The following is a 17,369-nucleotide window of genomic DNA, read 5'->3' as shown; positions in this document are numbered from 1 at the left end:
CCGACGACCGCTGCCCGCGGCCCCCGCGGCGTCAGGTCCGGGAGGGGATTCGGGGAGCCGAGGATGGATGCCGGGCCGTTCGCCCTCCGCGCGCCGAATCTCCTCCGCCCGCGCGGCGCACCGGCGCCCGGCGACCGGCATCCGGCGCCCCAGCAGGCCCCCGAAACACCCCCGCCCCGCGGCGTCCACAGGACACCACGGGGCGGGAGCGCGCGCGTCAGAGCGTCGACGCGAAGGGGTCGAAGCCCTCGTCGAGCAGCGGCACAGGGGCCACGGTGCTGTCGATCTCGAGCGTCCGGCCGGTGGCGGAGGACTCCTCGGCCGACAGCATGACGTCGAGCACGTGGAATCCGAGCTCGCCCGTGGCGATGTGCGGGCGGTCGGCGGCGATCGAGCGGGCCATGTCGAGCACGCCGAGTCCGCGGCCGACGACGACGCCCTCGTTGGGGATCTCGATCCACTCCTGCTCGGTCTTCATGCCGTCGCGGAAGACGCCGAGCGGCTTCACGTACGCGATGCGTCCCTCGAAGCGGTTCGGGTCGGCGAGCACGATCGTGCCCTCGGACCCGTGGATCTCGACGACGCCGTGACGCTCGAGCGCCGAGTCGAAGCTCAGCAGATGCGTGCCGTGCTGTCCGGCGGCGAACGACGTCAGCACCTGCACCGTCGACGGCACCTCGACCGGGAACGTCTCGCCGGCGCGGGGGCCGGTGTGAATCGTCCGCTCGAGACGCGGACGCGAGCCGCGCGCGGTGACGGCCGCGATCGGGCCGAGCAGGCTCACGAGCGCCGAGAAGTAGTACGGACCCATGTCGAGCAGGGGTCCCGCGCCGCGGGCGAAGAGGAACGCGGGGTCCGGATGCCACAGGTCGGGGCCCTGCGTCTGGAACGACGTCTGCACGAACAGCGGCTCGCCGATCACGCCGTTCTGGATCGCGCGCTTGGCCGTCTGGAAGGCGGGTCCGAGGAGGGTGTCGGGCGCCGAGCCGATGCGCACGCCCGCGGCATCCGCCTGCGCGAGGAGCGCGCGCGTCGCGTCGCGGTCGAGGCCGATCGGCTTCTCGGTCCACACGTGCTTGCCCGCGGCGATCGCCGCCGACGACACCTCGACGTGCACCTGCGGGATCGTGAGGTTCACGACCAGGTCGACGTCGGGGTTTGACAGGACGTCGTCGGGGGTGCCGGCGGCGGTGACGCCGTGTTCGTCGGCCTTCGCGCGGGCGCGATCGGGCAGCAGGTCGCCGACAGCGACGACGTTCACGTCGGGGAACGACGTGAGGTTCTCGAGGTACGTCTGGCTGATGACGCCGGCGCCGATGACGCCGACTCCGAGCGGCCGGCTCATGCGACGAACCCGCCGTCCTTGAGGAAGGCCAGGCTCGCGGCGATGTCGGCGAACACGTCGCCGGGCGCGCGGTCGTACTCGATCACGGCGTAGCGGATGCCGCTGCCCGCGCGCAGCGCTTCGGCCAGCGGAACGTCGGCGGTGCCTGCGTGGCGCTGGTCGAGGACCGCGGTCGACAGCTCTCCGGCATCCGGACCCCAGGGGTTGGATGCCGGGACCACGCCGTCCTTCACGTGCACGGCGGTCAGCCGGTCGCCGAGCTTCGCGACGAGCGCGGGAACGTCCTGGCCGCCGGTGAGGGCCCAGAACAGGTCGAGCTCGAGCTTCACACGCGCGTCGGTGAGCTCCACGAAGCGGTCGTACGCGGTCTGGCCGCCGAAGTCGGCCACGAACTCCTGCGCGTGGTTGTGGTAGCCGACGGACAGGCCGAAGGTCGCGGCCACGTCGGCGGCGCGGTTGAGGCGCTCGGCGATGTCGGCGACCCCGTCTTCGGTGAGCCAGCGGTCGGCCGCGACGAACGGGTCGATGACGGTCTGGATGCCGATGGTCGCGGCCGCCTCGAACACCACCTCGGGCGCGGGCGTCGGGATCGAGCCGTCGGGCGTCCACAGCTCGTCGCTGAGCAGCGGGGCGTGGCCGGTGGGGGAGGCCAGGCCGCTGGCATCCAGGGCCGCCCGGATCTCGGCGGGGCGGTCGACGAACGCGAACGCCTCGACGTTGCGGAGGCCGAGGGAGGCGAGCTTGTCGAGCGAACCCGACATGTCGGCCGAGAACTCGGATGCCAGCGTGTACAGCTGCACCGAGGCTTCGGGGAGGGAGGTGGTCATCGGAGTCCTTCTACAGATCGTCGTTGAGGGCCGAAGGGGCCGTGCCGCCACTCTAACCTCCATGTGGAGGTTACGCTAGTCCCGACGGATGCGAGAAGGTGGGCGGATGAGCGAGGATGCCACGATCGGCCGACCCGGCCAGCGGCGCCGGGGCGTCGAGCGGCGGCAGGAGATCCTCGACCGCGCCATCGAGGTGTTCCGCCGCCGCGGGGCCGACGGCACATCGCTCCGGCGCATCGCCGAGTCGATCGGCGTCTCGCACGCCGCGCTGCTGCACTACTTCGACTCGCGCGAGCAGCTCCTCGTCGCCGTCTACGACCACGCCGCCGCCAAGCAGGGCGAGGACGAGGCGGCGCGCCCGGTCGAACGGGGCGTCGAGGAGATGATCGCCGCGGCGACCGCCAACGTCGAGGTGCCGGGATTCGTGCAGCTCTACTCCACGCTCGTCGCCGCCGCGCTCGAGGTCGACAGCGGCGTCGGCAAGGACTACTTCACCAGCCGTTTCGAGCGGCTGCGCGCCGAACTCGGCGCGACGTTCCGGGAACAGCAGGCCGAGGGGCGCATCCGCGACGACGTGTCGGCCGACCACCTCGCGGCCTTGCTCATCGCGGCATCCGACGGTCTGCAGATCCAGTGGCTGCTCGACGCCTCGGTCGGACTGAGCGACACGCTCCGCACGTTCGGCATGCTGCTGCAGGCGCCGCGCGCGGAGTGAGGCGCCGCGTTGCGCCCCGGCGCACCCTCAGTGATTCGCGCTGCCTCCGTCGTCGAGGGCTGGATGCCGCTGAGGTTGCGCGGATCACTGAGGTTGTGCGGGCGCTCGCCGCGCGCGACCGCGCTCAGCGCCCCGATCGCCAGCCCGCGCGGTGCAGCCGGTCGACGCCGTCGAGCAGGAGGTCGAGGGCGAAGTCGAACTCGGTGTCTTCGTCGCATGCCTCGCCCGCTCCCGGCGCGGTCGTCGCCATGCGGATGATCGCGGGGTACTGCGCGGCGTAGCCGGCCACGGCGGCGGACCGCTCGTCGGGGTCGTCCGGCAGGCTCGGCGTCGGGAGGACGTCGCGCGTGAATCCCCACATCCGCGTGCTGAGGGCGTGCATCGCGTGATGGACGAGGTCGGCGGACAGTCCGCCCGCGAACATGGCATCCATCAACGCGTCCATGTGGGCGAGCACGCGGGGCGTCGCCCGCTCGCGCGTCTCGATGGCTTCCCGCGCCCAGCCGTGGCTGCGGAGGGTCGCGCGCGTCGCAAGGATCCGCGCGCGGACGGCTCCGCGCCAGTCGGCGGTGCCGGGAGCATCGGGGGTGCTCGCGAGCACGTGGTCGAGCATCTCGTCGACGAGTTGCGAGCGGTCCGCGACGTGCTTGTAGAGCGCCATCGGTGTCACGCCGAGACTGTCGGCCACGGCGCGCATGCTCGCGGCGGCGAGTCCGCGGGCGTCGGCCAGCTCGATCGCAGCCTCGACGACGCGTTCCCGGTCGAGGCGAGGACGGGGAGTTGACACGTATACACCGTACACCTATGCTCGGCGCTGCGTCGGTGTACGGCGTATACCGAAAGGATTCCCATGCTCTCCCCATCGCGAACCCGAGCGCGCAGCGCCGGCATCCTGTACCTCGTCACCCACGTCACGTCGATCGGCGCGGTCGCCGCATACGCGACGGGCGGCGTCGCGCTCGGCGCATCGCTCGAGTTCGTCCTGGCCCTCGCCTGCGCGGGCACCGGCGTGCTGCTGTGGACACTGCTCGCGGAGGCGGGCGCCGCGCGGGCGGCGACGTTCGCGGGGCTGCGCGTGGTCGAGGCCGCCGTGATCCTCGCCGGGATGCTGCCGTTGGTGGGCACTCTGCTCGTTCCGGGAACGAGGGCGGATGCCGCGATGTCGGTGCACGCGGCCGCGTTCCTCGTCGGGCAGGGGCTCGTGATCGCGGTCAACTCCGTGGTCCTCGGATCGCTGCTGTGGACATCGCGGGCCGTTCCCCGGGTGCTGGCCGGCCTCGCGCTCGTCGGCGGCACCCTCGTGCTGCTCAGCGACCTCGGTCAGCTGTGGTCCGTGATCCCGATGAACGGCGCGGTGGCCGCGGCGGCTGCGCTACCGATCTTCGCGTTCGAGATCTGGTTCGCGATCCGTCTGATCGTGGTCGGAGTTCCGGCATCCCTCGTCCCACTTCCTGTTGTTCTGGAGGCGCGATAGTGACGGCAAGTGGGACATGAACCGCCATAAGTGGGACATCGGCCGAGGGGATGCCACGGCGGCGGAGCGCGCGTCAAGCCCGGCCGCTCTCAGGCTTCTCTACATCACGAACGGGTAACGTTTCCGGGTCTGCGCGACGATCGCTCGCGCCGGTGCCCCGGAGGTGAAGCCCGTGAGTGCGACGACCGCTCCCCGTGTCGACGTCCGGTCCGTGGCATCCGCTCGCCCGCCGGCAGCGCGCCACCTGCCCTCGCTCACGGGGCTCCGCTGGCTGACGGCGATGCTCATCTTCGGCCACCACCTCATGGCCGTGGAGTACTTCGGCGGCCGCGCCGGAGACGTCTGGGGTTTCGTGTTCGAGGCCGGGAAGACCGGCGTGACGCTGTTCTTCATCCTGTCGGGCTTCGTCCTGGCGTGGGGATACAAGCCCGCGCAGTCCGCCCGGTCGTTCTGGCTGCATCGCGCCGCCCGCATCTACCCGCTGCACGTCGTGGGAGTGATGCTGGCGGTGATCGCCGCGGCGACGCTGGTGCCCGAGATCCGCACCGACGGCGTCGCACCGCTCGGCGCGAACCTGCTCCTCCTCAGCGGCTGGGTGCCCGACTGGTGGCAGGCTGGGAACCCCGCGAGCTGGTCGCTGGTGTGCGAGGCGTTCTTCTACCTCACCTTCCCGCTCGTGATCCGCCTGGTCGCCGGGCGGTCCGCCCGCATCCTCTGGGCCGTCGCGGCGGGGGCGCTCGCGCTCGTCGCCCTGGCCCCCGCGATCGCCGCCGTCTCGCCCGTGCCGATGGCGGCGGCATCCACCCCGCTCCTGCGGCTGCCCGAGTTCGTCCTGGGCGTGGTGCTGGCGTTGCGGATGAAGCAGACCGCGTGGCGGCCGGTGCCGCTGCGGTTCGCGGTGCCGCTCGCGGTGCTCGGCTACGCCGTGTCGGAGGCGCCGGCGATTCCCGGCACCGACATCCACCCGGGCCTCGCCGTCACCGTCGGCGGCTTCGCCCTGCTCGTCGCCTCGCTCGCGTCGGCCGACGCGCACCGTTCGTCGACGTTCCTCGCTCGGCCGGTGTGGCAAGAGCTCGGGCGCCTGTCGTTCGCGTTCTACCTCGTGCACCTGCTCGTGATCGCATCGGTGTCGTCCGCGTGGCCCGACGGCCACCCCGAACTGCACTGGCCCCGCGCGATCGCGCTCGCCGCGGTGGCGTTCGCGATCTCGCTCGGTCTCGCGTGGGTGCTGCACCGCGGTGTCGAGACGCGCGCGCAACGCGTCCTGCTGCGCTTCGACCCCGACCGGCGGGGCGCCTCTCGCCCGGCGCGTGCGGTGGATGCCGCGGTTGCGGTGGATGCCGCGGTTGCGGTGGCCCGCTGACGTGGGGCGTCGGGAACAGGCGTTGCGCTGAGAACAGGCTGATTCCGCCGGATGCGGCCTGTTTCGGTGGCATCCCCTGTTCTGGGAACGGGATGCCAGGGCAGGTGGCGATGCGCGGACGTCGGTGGCCCGCTGACGCCGTGCATCGGGGACAGGCGTTGCGCTGAGGACAGGCTGATTCCGCCGGATGCGGCCTGTTTCGGTGGCATCCCTTGTTCTGGGAACGGGATGCCAGAGCCCTTGGCCCCGCGGACCGTCACGGTTAGAGTCGCCGGATGGTGGCAATCGGGGGACTCCACGTGATCGTTCTTCTGCTGGCGTGGGCCGTCGGCATCGCCGTGATCGGCGCGGCGGTGTACTTCGCCGTGCGGCTCGCGGTGACGCACGCGCTGAAGGCGCACACGCGGTGGGTCGACAACGGCAAGCCCTGACGACGGCGCCGGCACCGCGCTGAAGGCACGCGCCCCGACGGTCGCCGACGCCGCGCTGGCAGGGTTGAGTGTCCAAGACACGCGGATGCCGCGCGCTACCGTCCGCGTGTCTTGACACCGAAATCGGGTGCGGGTGCGGGTGCGGGTGCGGGTGCAGGTGCGGGTGCAGGTGCGCAGCGCGGCTCGGGCGCCCGGGACGCCTCCCAGCCGCGCCTCGGTACACTCTTCCGTGCCCGAAACACTCCCGACACCCGATCGCGAGGCCGGCCGCGTGGCATCCATCGATCCTCATGAGCTCGAGATCGCCCTGCGCGTGCTCGATGCCGCTGCCGCTCTCGACCCCGAAGATCCGGCGTACATCGCGCTGCGTCGCCAGACCGGCAAGCTCTACAAGGACGTCAAGCGGCAGTCCCGCAAAGAGAAGCGCCAGCGCATCGCCGACGCCGACAAGGCCGTCGTCGCCGCCACCGCCACCGGCGCGGCCGACCGCATCGACGACGAGACGCGCGGCATCCCCCTCGCGACCCGCGTCGAAACGCCCTACGCCGGCGAGCTGATCAAGCCCCGCAACTGCTACATCTGCAAAGAGCTGTACACGCTCGTCGACGCGTTCTACCACCAGCTCTGCCCCGACTGCGCGGCGATGAGCCACGCCAAGCGCGACGCCCGCACCGACCTCACCGGCAAACGCGCGCTCCTCACCGGTGGCCGCGCGAAGATCGGCATGTACATCGCGCTGCGCCTGCTGCGCGACGGCGCCCACACGACCATCACGACGCGCTTCCCGCGCGATGCGGTGCGACGCTTCTCGTCGCTCCCCGACAGTGTGGACTGGCTGCACCGCCTCAAGATCGTCGGCATCGACCTGCGCGACCCGGCCCAGGTGATCGGACTCGCCGAGTCGGTGGCATCCGCGGGTCCGCTCGACATCCTCATCAACAACGCCGCGCAGACCGTGCGGCGCTCGCCGGGTGCGTACAAACCCCTGGTGGATGCCGAACTCGCACCGCTCCCGGACGGACCGCTGCCCGAGCTGCTCACCTTCGGCCACACCAACGACGCGCACCCGCTCGCGCTGGCGCAGTCGGTGTCGGCGCACCCGATCCTCGCGTCGGCCGCGCGCACGGCCGACGAGCTCACCGCCGAGGCGATGGCCGCGGGGTCGTCGTCGCTCGAGCGTCTGGCCGCGGGCACCGCGATCGACGCGGGCGGCCTCGTTCCCGACGAGGACCGCATCAACAGCTGGACGCAGCACGTCGACCAGGTGGAGCCCCTCGAGATGCTCGAGGTGCAGCTCGCGAACATGACGGCGCCGTTCCTGCTCGTGAGCCGCCTGCGTCCCGCGATGGCGGCGTCGACGGCGCAGCGGAAGTACATCGTCAACGTCTCGGCGATGGAGGGCGTGTTCGGCCGCGGATACAAGGGTCCCGGTCACCCGCACACCAACATGGCCAAGGCCGCGCTGAACATGCTCACGCGCACCAGCGCCCGCGAGATGTTCGAGTCCGACGGCATCCTGATGACCGCCGTCGACACCGGCTGGATCACCGACGAACGGCCGCACTTCACCAAGGTGCGCCTCGCCGAGGAGGGCTTCCACGCCCCGCTCGACCTCGTCGACGGCGCCGCCCGCGTGTACGACCCAATCGTGCGCGGCGAGGCCGGCGAAGACCTCTTCGGCATTTTCCTGAAGGACTACCGCAAGAGCTCGTGGTGACGCCGCGGCGCGGGTCGCGCCTGCGCCTCGGCTGAGTGTCCAGGACACGCCGTTGGCGGGGTCGGCGATGCGGCGTGTCTTGGACGCTCGCGGGGCGTGGCGCCGGGTGTGCGCTGACGTTGGGTGTCCAGGACACGCGGATGCCGTGGCATCCCGTCCGCGTGTCTTGGACACTGAACCGCGGCGGTGACCCGCGCCTCGGCGATCCGCTCGGCGGCGCCCCACGGCCCAGTGTCCAGGACGCGCCGTTGGCGGGGTCGGCGATGCGGCGTGTCGTGGACGCTCGCGGGGCGCCGCGCCGGGGGTGCGCTGACGTTGGGTGTCCAGGACACGCGGATGCCGTGGCATCCCGTCCGCGTGTCTTGGACACCCAAGTGGTCGGCAAGGCGTCTGCCCGGCGGGGCCGCGCGCGCGACCTGCGGCCCAGTGTCCAGGACGCGCCGTTGGCGGGGTCGGCGATGCGGCGTGTCTTGGACACTCAACCGCCTGGGCGCCCCGCGCGGCGGCGACGCGCGCCTCGGCGAGCCGCGCGCCCCGACGCCACCCGCCCCGCGGCGACCCCCCCGCCCCCGCGCCCTCGACAACTCGGTTACCGAGCAGTAACCTGAAGCCCGATTACCGGTCGGTAACCCAATGGAGGGTCGTCATGGCGCAGGACTACCGCGCGCTCGTCGAGCAACTGCGCGAGCGGCGCGAAGACATCGCGAGAGGCGGGCCCGAGAGAGCGCGCGAGCGGCACACCGCGCGGGGCAAGATGCTCGCCCGCGACCGCATCGACGCGCTGCTCGATCGGGGGAGCCCCTTCCTCGAGGTCGCGCCGCTCGCGGCGTTCGACATGTACGACGGCGACTGCCCGGCGGGGGGAGTGGTGGCCGGGATCGGCCTCGTGCACGGGCGGCACGTCATGGTCGTCGCCAACGACGCCACGGTCAAGGGCGGCACGTACTACCCGATCACGGTGAAGAAGCACCTCCGGGCGCAGGAGATCGCCGCCGAGAACCGCCTCCCGTGCGTGTACCTCGTCGACTCGGGCGGGGCGTTCCTGCCGATGCAGGACGAGGTGTTCCCCGACCGCGACCACTTCGGCCGCATCTTCTACAACCAGGCGCGGATGTCGCGCGACGGCATCCCGCAGATCGCCGCGGTGCTCGGCTCGTCCACGGCGGGTGGGGCGTACGTGCCGGCCATGAGCGACGAGACGGTCATCGTCCGGAACCAGGGCACGATCTTCCTCGGCGGGCCGCCGCTCGTGAAGGCGGCGACCGGCGAGATCGTCAGCGCGGAAGACCTCGGCGGCGGAGCCGTCCACACCCGCGTCTCGGGAGTCACCGACCACCTCGCGGAGAACGACGCGCATGCGCTCCAGATCGTCCGCGACATCGTGGCGACGCTGCGCCCGCCGGAGCCCCTCGCGGTCGAGCCGGCCCGCGCGCCGGAACGCCCCGCGAGCGAGCTCGAGGACGTGGTGCCGGTCGAGCTGACCGCCCCGTACGACGCGCGGGAGATCCTCGCCCGGATCGTGGACGCGGACAGCATCCACGAGTTCAAACGCGAGTACGGCGAGACCCTCGTCACCGCCTTCGCCCGCATCGAGGGGCACCGGGTCGGAGTGATCGCCAACAACGGCGTGCTCTTCGGCGAGTCAGCGCTCAAGGGCGCCCACTTCATCGAACTGTGCGACCAGCGCGGCATCCCGCTGGTGTTCCTGCAGAACATCACCGGGTTCATGGTCGGGCGCGAGTACGAGTCCGGCGGCATCGCGAAGCACGGCGCCAAGATGGTCAACGCGGTCGCCTGCGCCTCGGTGCCGAAGCTCACCGTCGTCGTCGGCGGATCGTTCGGCGCGGGCACCTACTCGATGTGCGGCCGCGCGTATTCACCGCGATTCCTGTGGCTGTGGCCCGGCGCCCGCGTTTCGGTGATGGGCGGTCCGCAGGCGGCATCCGTCCTCTCCACCGTCCGGCGCGATCAGATCGAGGCGGGCGGCGGGGAATGGTCGACCGACGACCAGGCCGCGTTCGAGGCACCGATCCGCGCGCAGTACGAGGAGCAGGGGAGCCCCTACTACTCCACCGCGCGGCTCTGGGACGACGGCATCATCGAGCCGAGCCAGACCCGCGACGTGCTCGCCCTCGCGCTCGACGTCGTCGCGCGCACCCCCCTCGACGCGCCGGGCTACGGCGTCTTCCGGATGTGATCCGCATGTTCGACACCGTCCTCATCGCCAACCGCGGCGAGATCGCCTGCCGCATCATCCGCACGCTCCGCCGACTCGGCATCCGCTCGGTCGCCGTGTACAGCGACGCCGACGCCGACGCCCGGCACGTCCACCTCGCCGACGTCGCCGTACGGCTCGGTCCCGCCCCCGCCGCCCAGAGCTACCTCGACACGGATGCCGTGCTGCGCGCCGCCCGCGGCGCCGGGGCGCAGGCGATCCACCCCGGGTACGGCTTCCTCGCCGAGAACGCCGCGTTCGCCCGCGCGTGCGAGGAGGCGGGCATCGCGTTCGTCGGTCCCACCGCCGACGCGATCTCGGTCATGGGCGACAAGATCACGGCCAAGCACGCCGTCGAGGCGCGCGGAGTGCCCACGGTGCCGGGCATCGCCCGGGCGGGGATGACGGATGCCGAGCTCATCGCGGCCGCACCCGAGGTGGGGTATCCGCTGCTCATCAAGCCGTCGGCCGGCGGTGGGGGCAAGGGCATGCACGTCGTCGAGGCCGAGCGCGACCTCGCGGGAGCCCTCGCGGCAGCCCGCCGAGAGGCTGCCGCGAGCTTCGGCGACGACACCCTGTTCTTCGAGCGGTACGTGCGCACGCCGCGCCACATCGAGGTGCAGGTGCTCGCCGATGCTCACGGCGCGGTCGTGCACCTGGGCGAGCGCGAGTGCTCGCTGCAACGGCGGCACCAGAAGGTCATCGAAGAGGCCCCGTCGCCGTTGCTCGACGCGGCCACGCGCGAGCGCATCGGTACCGCCGCGTGCGAGACGGCCCGCAGCGTCGACTACCGCGGCGCCGGCACGGTCGAGTTCATCGTCTCGGCCGATGCGCCCGACGAGTTCTTCTTCATGGAGATGAACACGCGCCTGCAGGTCGAGCACCCCGTCACCGAGGAGATCACGGGTCTCGACCTCGTCGAGCAGCAGCTGCGGATCGCCGCCGGCGAGCCCCTGACCCTGACCCAGGATGCCGTGACCCTGACCGGCCACGCGATCGAGGCGCGCGTGTACGCCGAGGACCCGGCATCCGGATTCCTGCCGACGGGTGGACACGTCGCGCGCGTTGTGCACCCGGTCGGGGAGGGGATCCGCGTGGACACCGCGCTGGAGGACGGCCTCGACGTCTCGGTCGACTACGACCCGATGCTCGCGAAGATCATCGCGTGGGGGCCCGATCGCGAGAGCGCGCGGCGACGGCTCGTTGCGGCGCTCGGCGAGACGGCGGTGCTCGGGTTCGCGACGAACGTCGATTTCGTCCGTCGGCTGCTCGAGGTGCCCGCAGTCGTCGCGGGCGACCTCGACACCGGGCTGATCGCGCGGGAGTTCGACCGGCTGCCGCTCGCCGCTCCGCACGACGACGACTTCCGTGCGGCCGCGGTACTCCTGGATGCCGCGACGCGGTCGGCATCCCCCGCCGCGGGCGCGTGGGGCCGCGGCGACGGCTGGCGGCTCGGGTCGCCCGCGCCGCGGCGCCATCGGCTGACGTCCGCCGGGGTGGAGCGGATCGTCACCGTGCGCGGGGCCGGAGCCGCACTGTCGGTCGACGTCGACGGAGAGGTCCTGCCCGCCCGGGTGCGGACGTCGGGCGACGGCACGGCGATGGTCGACCTGGGTGGTCGCGTGCACACCTTCGCGGCCGCCGTCGACGCCGCGGGCGTGTGGGTCGCCCGCGAGGGCGCGGTGCTGCTTATCGACACCGTGCGCGAGAGCCATCGCGCCGACGCCACCGCGGATGCCGACCCGCAGCTCGTGTCGCCGATGCCCGGCACCGTGGTGATGGTGCACGTCGCCGACGGCGCGACCGTGGAAGCGGGCGACCCCGTGCTGGCGGTCGAGGCGATGAAGATGGAGCACGTGGTGCGGTCGAGCGTGGCGGGGACGGTCGCGCTGCACGCCCGGGTCGGCGACGTCGTCTCGCGCGGGCAGGCGCTCGCCGTGGTCGCGCCCGCCCCCGCCGCCCCCGCGGCCCCCGCGCCGCCCGCCCCCGCCGCCGCCGCCGCGCCGGCCACCGCCCTCGCCGCGGACCCTGCGCCCCCCGCCCCCGCGCCGCCCGTCCCCGCCGCGTCGCCCTGAGCGTTGAGTGTCCAAGACACGCGGATGCCGACGCGACCCATCCGCGTGTCTTGGACACTGAACCCGCCGACACGACGACCCCGAGACGACACGAACCGAAAGGTGCCCGCATGAACGGCCCCGCGCTGCTCTTCTGCCCCGCCGATCGCCCCGACCGGTACGCGAAGGCGGCGGCCGCCGCCGACACCGTGATCCTCGATCTGGAGGATGCCGTCGCACCGGCCGACAAGGCCCGGGCGCGCGAGGCGCTCGCCGCGACGCCCCTCGACCCGGCGCGCACGATCGTGCGGGTGAACCCCGCGGCCACGGGGGCGCATGCGCTCGATCTCGCGGCCGCGCGCGCGGCCGGGTACACCCGCGTGATGCTCGCCAAGGCGGAGTCGGCCGCCGACGTCGAGGCGACGGCGGCGTTCGAGGTCGTCGCGCTGTGCGAGACCGCTCGGGGTATCATGCACGCCGCCGAGATCGCGGCGCACCCCGCGACCGTCGCCCTCATGTGGGGCGCCGAAGACCTGATCGCGAGCATGAACGGGCGCTCCAGCCGCTTCGCCGACGGGCGGTACCGCGATGTGGCGCGGGCCGCGCGCTCGTCGGTGCTGCTCGCCGCGCACGCCTTCGGCCGCGCCGCGATCGACGCCGTGCACCTGGACATCGCCGACGTCGAGGGGCTCCGCGCGGAGTGCGAGGATGCCGCGGCTTCGGGTTTCACCGCGACGGCGTGCATCCACCCGAGCCAGGTCGGCGTCATCCGGGCCGCTTATGCGAGCACCGACGAGGAGCGGGAGTGGGCGCGGGCGGTCCTGGAAGAGGCGCAGGGGCAGCCGGGGGTGTTCCGATTCCGCGGACGGATGATCGACGAGCCCGTCCTCCGGCAGGCGCGTGAGATGCTGCGCGGAGCGGATCCGCGAGAGGAGTGACGCCGTGACCGCGACCTGGAGGGCGACGCAGAAGGCCAACCGCCGCGCCTCGCTGATGCGCTCGGCCGCGCAACTGTTCGCCGAGCGCGGGTTCGCCGCGGTGTCGACCGTCGAGCTGGGCGACGCCGTCGGTATGAGCGGTCCGGCGCTGTACAACTACTTCCCGAGCAAGGAGGCTCTCCTCGCGGAGGTGCTGATCGACGCCAGCCGGAGGCTGCTGGAGGGATGCCGCGAGCTCGTCGCCGAGCCCGGAGCGCCGGCCGAGCTGCTCCGGCGTCTGGTGCGGTTCCACCTCGACTTCGCCACGGCGGACCCCGACGTCATCCGCATCCAGGATCGCGAGCTGGCGCAGCTGCCGAGCGACGTCAACCACACGGTGCGGAGCTTGCAGCGTCAGTACGTGCAGGAGTGGGACGTCGTGCTGGCATCCGTTCGCCCCGAGCTCGACGCCGCCGAGCGTCAGACCCGTCTTCTCGGAACCTTCGGGCTGCTCAACTCGACGCCGCACAGCGCGGTGGCCGCGGATGCGTCCGACATCCTCGCCGGCATGGCGCTGCGCGCCCTCACCGGCCCCTGACGGACGCCCGCCCGACGCCAGATCACACGATCCGGTCGAGCGCACACGTTCCGGACGTCCCGTTCATGTGCGCTCGACCCGATCGTGTGCGCTCGCGCGCGCCTCGCCTCCCGCGCGCGGGCTCACGCCGGAAGGAAGTACTCCCGCGCGAGCGGGGCGATCTCCAGACCGGATGCCGTCGCGGCGGTGACCCAGCGGAGCTCGGCGATCTCGGCATCCGGGATCGGCTGCTGGTCGCCGATGTCGACGCGGAACACGTCGGCGACCACCGCGAAGCCGGGTTCGTTCGCCGCCGTCGCGGTGAAGGAGCCGAGCGGCTCGAGGGTGTCCGGCTCGACCCGCAGCCCGACCTCCTCCGCGAGCTCGCGCGCGAGGGTCTCGGCGGGCGTCTCGCCCGGCTCCGGCTTGCCGCCGGGCTGCATGAACGCGGTCGTCCCGGCCTTGCGGACGAGCAGCAGACGCCCGTCGTCGTCGGTGATGACCGCGGCCGAGACGTGGATGAGGCGTGGGGTCGTGGCATCCGGAGTCACCCCCGCACGGTAGCACCGGCTCGCGAGCGGTCGAGTGTCCAAGACACGCCGTCGGCGGGGCGTGCGGTACGGCGTGTCTTGGACACTCGACGGGGCGCCGGGGCGCCGGGGCGACGGGGCGACGGGGCGCCGGGGCGCGGGGATCAGACCCGCGCGCCCACCCGGCGCGGGACGAGGCGCTCGAGCTGCGTCACGTGCGCGGGCGTGAGCTCGGCGAGCGAGGTCACCTGCAGCAGTTGCATCGTGCGGACGACCTGGTCGGCGAGGATCTGGATCGCTCGGTCGACGCCCTCGCGGCCCCCGGCCATCAACCCGTACAGGTACGCGCGGCCGATCAGGGTGAACTTCGCTCCCTGGGCGATGGATGCCACGATGTCGGCGCCGTTCATGATGCCGGTGTCGATCGCGATCTCGGTGTCGGCGCCGACCTCGCGCACCACGTCGGGCAGCAGGTGGAACGGCACGGGGGCGCGGTCGAGCTGGCGTCCGCCGTGGTTGGACAGGACGATGCCGTCCACGCCCAGGTCGGCGAGGCGCCGGGAGTCCTCGACGTTCTGCACGCCCTTGATGACGAGCTTGCCGGGCCACAGCGCCCGGATCTCGGCGAGGTCGTCGAACGAGATCGAGGGGTCCATGGCGGAGTTCAGCAGCTCGCCGACGGTGCCGCCGGTGGCGCTGAGCGAGGCGAACTCGAGCTTGGGCGTGGTGAGGAAGTCCCACCACCACCAGGGGCGGGGGAGTGCGTCGATGATCGTCGACACGCTCAGCTGCGGCGGGATCGAGAAGCCGTTGCGCTTGTCGCGCAGACGGGCGCCGGCGACGGGGGTGTCGACGGTGAAGAACAGCGTGTCGAAGCCCGCTGCCGCGGCGCGCTCGACCAGCGCGTACGAGATCTCGCGCTGCTTCATCACGTACAGCTGGAACCAGTTGCGTCCGTGCGGGTTGGCCGCCTTGACCGACTCGATCGAGCTCGTGCCCAGCGTGGAGAGGGTGAACGGGATGCCGGCGGCTCCCGCTGCGCCGGCGCCGGCGATCTCGCCCTCGGTCTGCATGAGGCGCGTGAACCCGGTCGGGGCGATTCCGAACGGCAGGGCCGACGAGCCGCCGAAGATCTGGCAGCTCGTGTCGACGTGCGACACGTCGCGCAGGATCGACGGGTGGAACTCCACGTCGGCGAAGGCCTGGCGGGCGCGGGCGAGGCCCTCTTCGCTGTCCGCGGCGCCGTCGGTGTAGTCGAACGCGGCGGCCGGCGTGCGACGCTTCGCGATGTCGCGGAGGTCGGCGATCGTCAGGGCGGAGTTCAGTCGGCGGCGGCGTCCGTTGAAGTCGGGGCGCTTGAACTGCATCAGCTCGAGCAGCTCGACCGGGTTGGGGAACTGGCGTGTCACGGCGGACATGGCGTGCCTTTCGAGAGGGGGAGGAGGTTACGGGAGCATCCAGGACAGGACCGACGACTGCAGTCCCACGAGCAGGCACATCACGACGAGCATGCCGACGCTCCACCAGATGACCTTGCGCAGGATCGTGGACTCCTGACCCACGAGGCCGACGGCGGTCGCGGCGATGGCGAGGTTCTGCGGGCTGATCATCTTGCCGATGACGCCGCCGGAGGTGTTCGCGGCGACCAGCAGCGTCGGGTCGATACCGGCCTGCAGGGCGGCGCTCTGCTGCAGGGTGGCGAACAGGGCGTTGGCGCTCGTGTCGGAGCCGGTCACGGCGGTGCCGAACCAGCCGAGGATCGGGGAGAGGAAGGCGAAGAGCGCGCCCGTGCCGGCGATCCAGGCGCCGATCGTCAGCGTCATGCCCGACATGTTCATGACGTAGGCGAGCGCGAGCACCGAGCCGACGGTCAGCAGCGAGAAGCGGAGCTTCACGAGGGTCTGGATCCAGGCCCGGCCCGCCTCCCGCAGCGGCAGGCGGTAGACGAGCGCGACGACGATGCCGCACAGGATCAGCAGGCTTCCGGCGGACGACAGCCACGCGAACGTGTAGACGGTGGAGCCGGCGGCCTTGCCGCTCGCGGTCAGGATGTTGCCGTCCAGGCCGGGCCACGGGATCTTGACGTCGGTCGAGGCGAGGAACGTCTTCACGGGCGTCCACAGCTTCGCCAGCGAGAACACGACGATCACCAGCAGGTAGGGGAACAGCGCCAGGAACACCGTGCGGGGCGTGAGCCGCGGACGCGCGGCCGGGGTCTCGGCATCCGTCGTCCCGGCCCCTCCGCCCGAGCCGGGGACGCTCGCTCCGACGAGGCTCGTCGCGCGCTCTTTGAGCAGGCGCTCGCGGGCGGCCGCGGTGCCGCGGGGCTGCCAGAAGCGCAGCAGCACGACGGCGGCGGCGATTCCGGCGAGGGATGCCACGATGTCGGTCAGCTCGACCGAGATCCAGGTGGCGCTGACCCACTGGGCGACGGCGAAGATCGCACCGAACGTGAGGGCGGCGGGCCAGGTCTCCTTGAGCCCCCGCCAGCCGTCGGCCAGCAGCACGAGGATGAAGGGCACGAACAGCGCCACGAGCGGGGTCTGGTGGCCGACGTACGCGCCGATCTCGCGGTAGTCGATTCCGGTGAGGCTCCCCGCGGTGACGATCGGGGTGCCGACGGCGCCGAACGCCACCGGGGCGGTGTTGGCCAGCAGCACGATGACGGCCGCGCGCATCGGGGTGAAGCCCACCGCCATGAGCATGACGCCCGTGATGGCGACCGGTGCGCCGAAGCCGGCGAGCGCCTCCAGGAGTCCGCCGAAGCCGAACGCGATGATGATCGCCTGGATGCGGGGGTCGTCGCTGAGGGCGTTGATGACCAGGCGGAGATCCTCGAACCGGCCGCTGCGCACCGTGAGCTCGTACAGCCAGATGGCGTTGAGCACGATCCACATGATCGGGAAGAGGCCGAAGACGAAGCCCTGCGTCGCGGAGAGCGCGGCGAGGTCGACCGGCATCCGGAAACCGAACACCGCCACCAGCAGCGCGACGCCGAGGCCGGACAGGCCGGCCCAGTGCGCCTTCCACCGCAGCACGCCGAGGGCGAGGAACACCGTGAGGAACGGGAGGCTCGCCACGAGAGCCGAGAGAACGATGCTGGCGCCGATCGGCGCGAGTTCGGGGGTGTACATCGGGGCCTTCCTTCGAACGACGTTGTTGCGAAGCGCCAACCTTTTAGAGGTCAGACCGCTAACGCAAGGT

15 protein-coding genes are annotated in these 17,369 nt (G+C 72.1%); 9 read left to right on the top strand and 6 right to left on the bottom strand.

The features are described 5' to 3' along the window. Positions 1–217 precede the first annotated feature (217 nt). Positions 218–1,345 carry a Gfo/Idh/MocA family protein gene (locus P8R59_RS05530; protein WP_278103100.1) on the bottom strand — a complete coding sequence of 376 codons (1,128 nt, stop codon included), beginning with the start codon at positions 1,343–1,345 and terminating at the stop codon, positions 218–220. After that, on the bottom strand, positions 1,342–2,172 hold the full coding sequence (locus P8R59_RS05525; RefSeq protein ID WP_278103099.1) for a sugar phosphate isomerase/epimerase family protein: 831 nt from the start codon (positions 2,170–2,172) through the stop codon (positions 1,342–1,344). Before P8R59_RS05525 ends, P8R59_RS05530 begins: the two co-directional genes overlap by 4 nt. Before the next feature lie 106 nt (positions 2,173–2,278). Here P8R59_RS05525 and P8R59_RS05520 point away from each other — a divergent pair, with 106 nt between their 5' ends. Continuing rightward, the gene (locus P8R59_RS05520) at positions 2,279–2,887 is read left to right on the top strand and encodes a TetR/AcrR family transcriptional regulator (RefSeq protein WP_238592359.1); all 609 of its coding nucleotides are present in this window, start codon (positions 2,279–2,281) and stop codon (positions 2,885–2,887) included. Positions 2,888–3,011: 124 nt separating this feature from the next. Here P8R59_RS05520 and P8R59_RS05515 read toward each other — a convergent pair whose 3' ends face one another. Then, positions 3,012–3,674 (bottom strand): TetR/AcrR family transcriptional regulator, encoded by a 663-nt coding sequence (locus P8R59_RS05515; protein ID WP_278103098.1) that lies wholly within the window; start codon positions 3,672–3,674, stop codon positions 3,012–3,014. A 63-nt stretch (positions 3,675–3,737) separates the two neighbouring features. On the opposite strand from P8R59_RS05515, the gene P8R59_RS05510 reads away from it, so the two are divergent. The 8 genes from P8R59_RS05510 to P8R59_RS05475 all read left to right on the top strand — a co-directional run bounded on the left by P8R59_RS05510 (position 3,738) and on the right by P8R59_RS05475 (position 13,656). Continuing rightward, on the top strand, positions 3,738–4,361 hold the full coding sequence (locus P8R59_RS05510; protein WP_278103097.1) for a DUF4386 domain-containing protein: 624 nt from the start codon (positions 3,738–3,740) through the stop codon (positions 4,359–4,361). A gap of 172 nt (positions 4,362–4,533) precedes the next feature. Continuing rightward, entirely contained in the window at positions 4,534–5,724 is a 1,191-nt protein-coding gene (locus tag P8R59_RS05505) for an acyltransferase family protein (RefSeq protein WP_278103096.1), read from the top strand. A gap of 275 nt (positions 5,725–5,999) precedes the next feature. Further along, a complete protein-coding gene (locus P8R59_RS05500; RefSeq protein ID WP_160897622.1) occupies positions 6,000–6,155 on the top strand; it encodes a hypothetical protein in 156 nt (51 codons plus the stop codon). Between the two features lie 229 nt (positions 6,156–6,384). Then, positions 6,385–7,872: an SDR family oxidoreductase gene (locus tag P8R59_RS05495; protein WP_278103095.1), complete on the top strand. Its 1,488-nt coding sequence runs from the start codon at positions 6,385–6,387 to the stop codon at positions 7,870–7,872. 646 nt (positions 7,873–8,518) lie between these two features. Continuing rightward, positions 8,519–10,069, top strand: coding sequence for a carboxyl transferase domain-containing protein (locus P8R59_RS05490; protein ID WP_278103094.1), 1,551 nt, complete (start codon positions 8,519–8,521; stop codon positions 10,067–10,069). A gap of 5 nt (positions 10,070–10,074) precedes the next feature. Further along, positions 10,075–12,162 (top strand): biotin carboxylase N-terminal domain-containing protein, encoded by a 2,088-nt coding sequence (locus tag P8R59_RS05485; RefSeq protein ID WP_278103093.1) that lies wholly within the window; start codon positions 10,075–10,077, stop codon positions 12,160–12,162. A gap of 110 nt (positions 12,163–12,272) precedes the next feature. Beyond that, a complete protein-coding gene (locus P8R59_RS05480) occupies positions 12,273–13,079 on the top strand; it encodes an HpcH/HpaI aldolase/citrate lyase family protein (RefSeq protein ID WP_278103092.1) in 807 nt (268 codons plus the stop codon). 4 nt (positions 13,080–13,083) lie between these two features. After that, positions 13,084–13,656, top strand: coding sequence for a TetR/AcrR family transcriptional regulator (locus tag P8R59_RS05475; RefSeq protein ID WP_278103091.1), 573 nt, complete (start codon positions 13,084–13,086; stop codon positions 13,654–13,656). 122 nt (positions 13,657–13,778) lie between these two features. Here P8R59_RS05475 and P8R59_RS05470 read toward each other — a convergent pair whose 3' ends face one another. The 3 genes from P8R59_RS05470 to P8R59_RS05460 all read right to left on the bottom strand — a co-directional run bounded on the left by P8R59_RS05470 (position 13,779) and on the right by P8R59_RS05460 (position 17,299). Continuing rightward, positions 13,779–14,186, bottom strand: a complete 408-nt coding sequence (locus P8R59_RS05470; protein WP_278103090.1) for an NUDIX hydrolase — start codon at positions 14,184–14,186, stop codon at positions 13,779–13,781. A gap of 143 nt (positions 14,187–14,329) precedes the next feature. Then, positions 14,330–15,583, bottom strand: coding sequence for an alpha-hydroxy acid oxidase (locus tag P8R59_RS05465; RefSeq protein WP_278103089.1), 1,254 nt, complete (start codon positions 15,581–15,583; stop codon positions 14,330–14,332). Between the two features lie 27 nt (positions 15,584–15,610). Next, positions 15,611–17,299, bottom strand: a complete 1,689-nt coding sequence (locus tag P8R59_RS05460; RefSeq protein WP_278103088.1) for an L-lactate permease — start codon at positions 17,297–17,299, stop codon at positions 15,611–15,613. Positions 17,300–17,369 lie beyond the last annotated feature (70 nt).

This window comes from Microbacterium proteolyticum (assembly GCF_029639405.1).
Classification (GTDB): Bacteria; Actinomycetota; Actinomycetes; order Actinomycetales; family Microbacteriaceae; genus Microbacterium.
The sequence above is the reverse complement of the archived record's forward strand: the minus strand, read 5'-3'. Positions and strand labels throughout refer to the sequence as shown.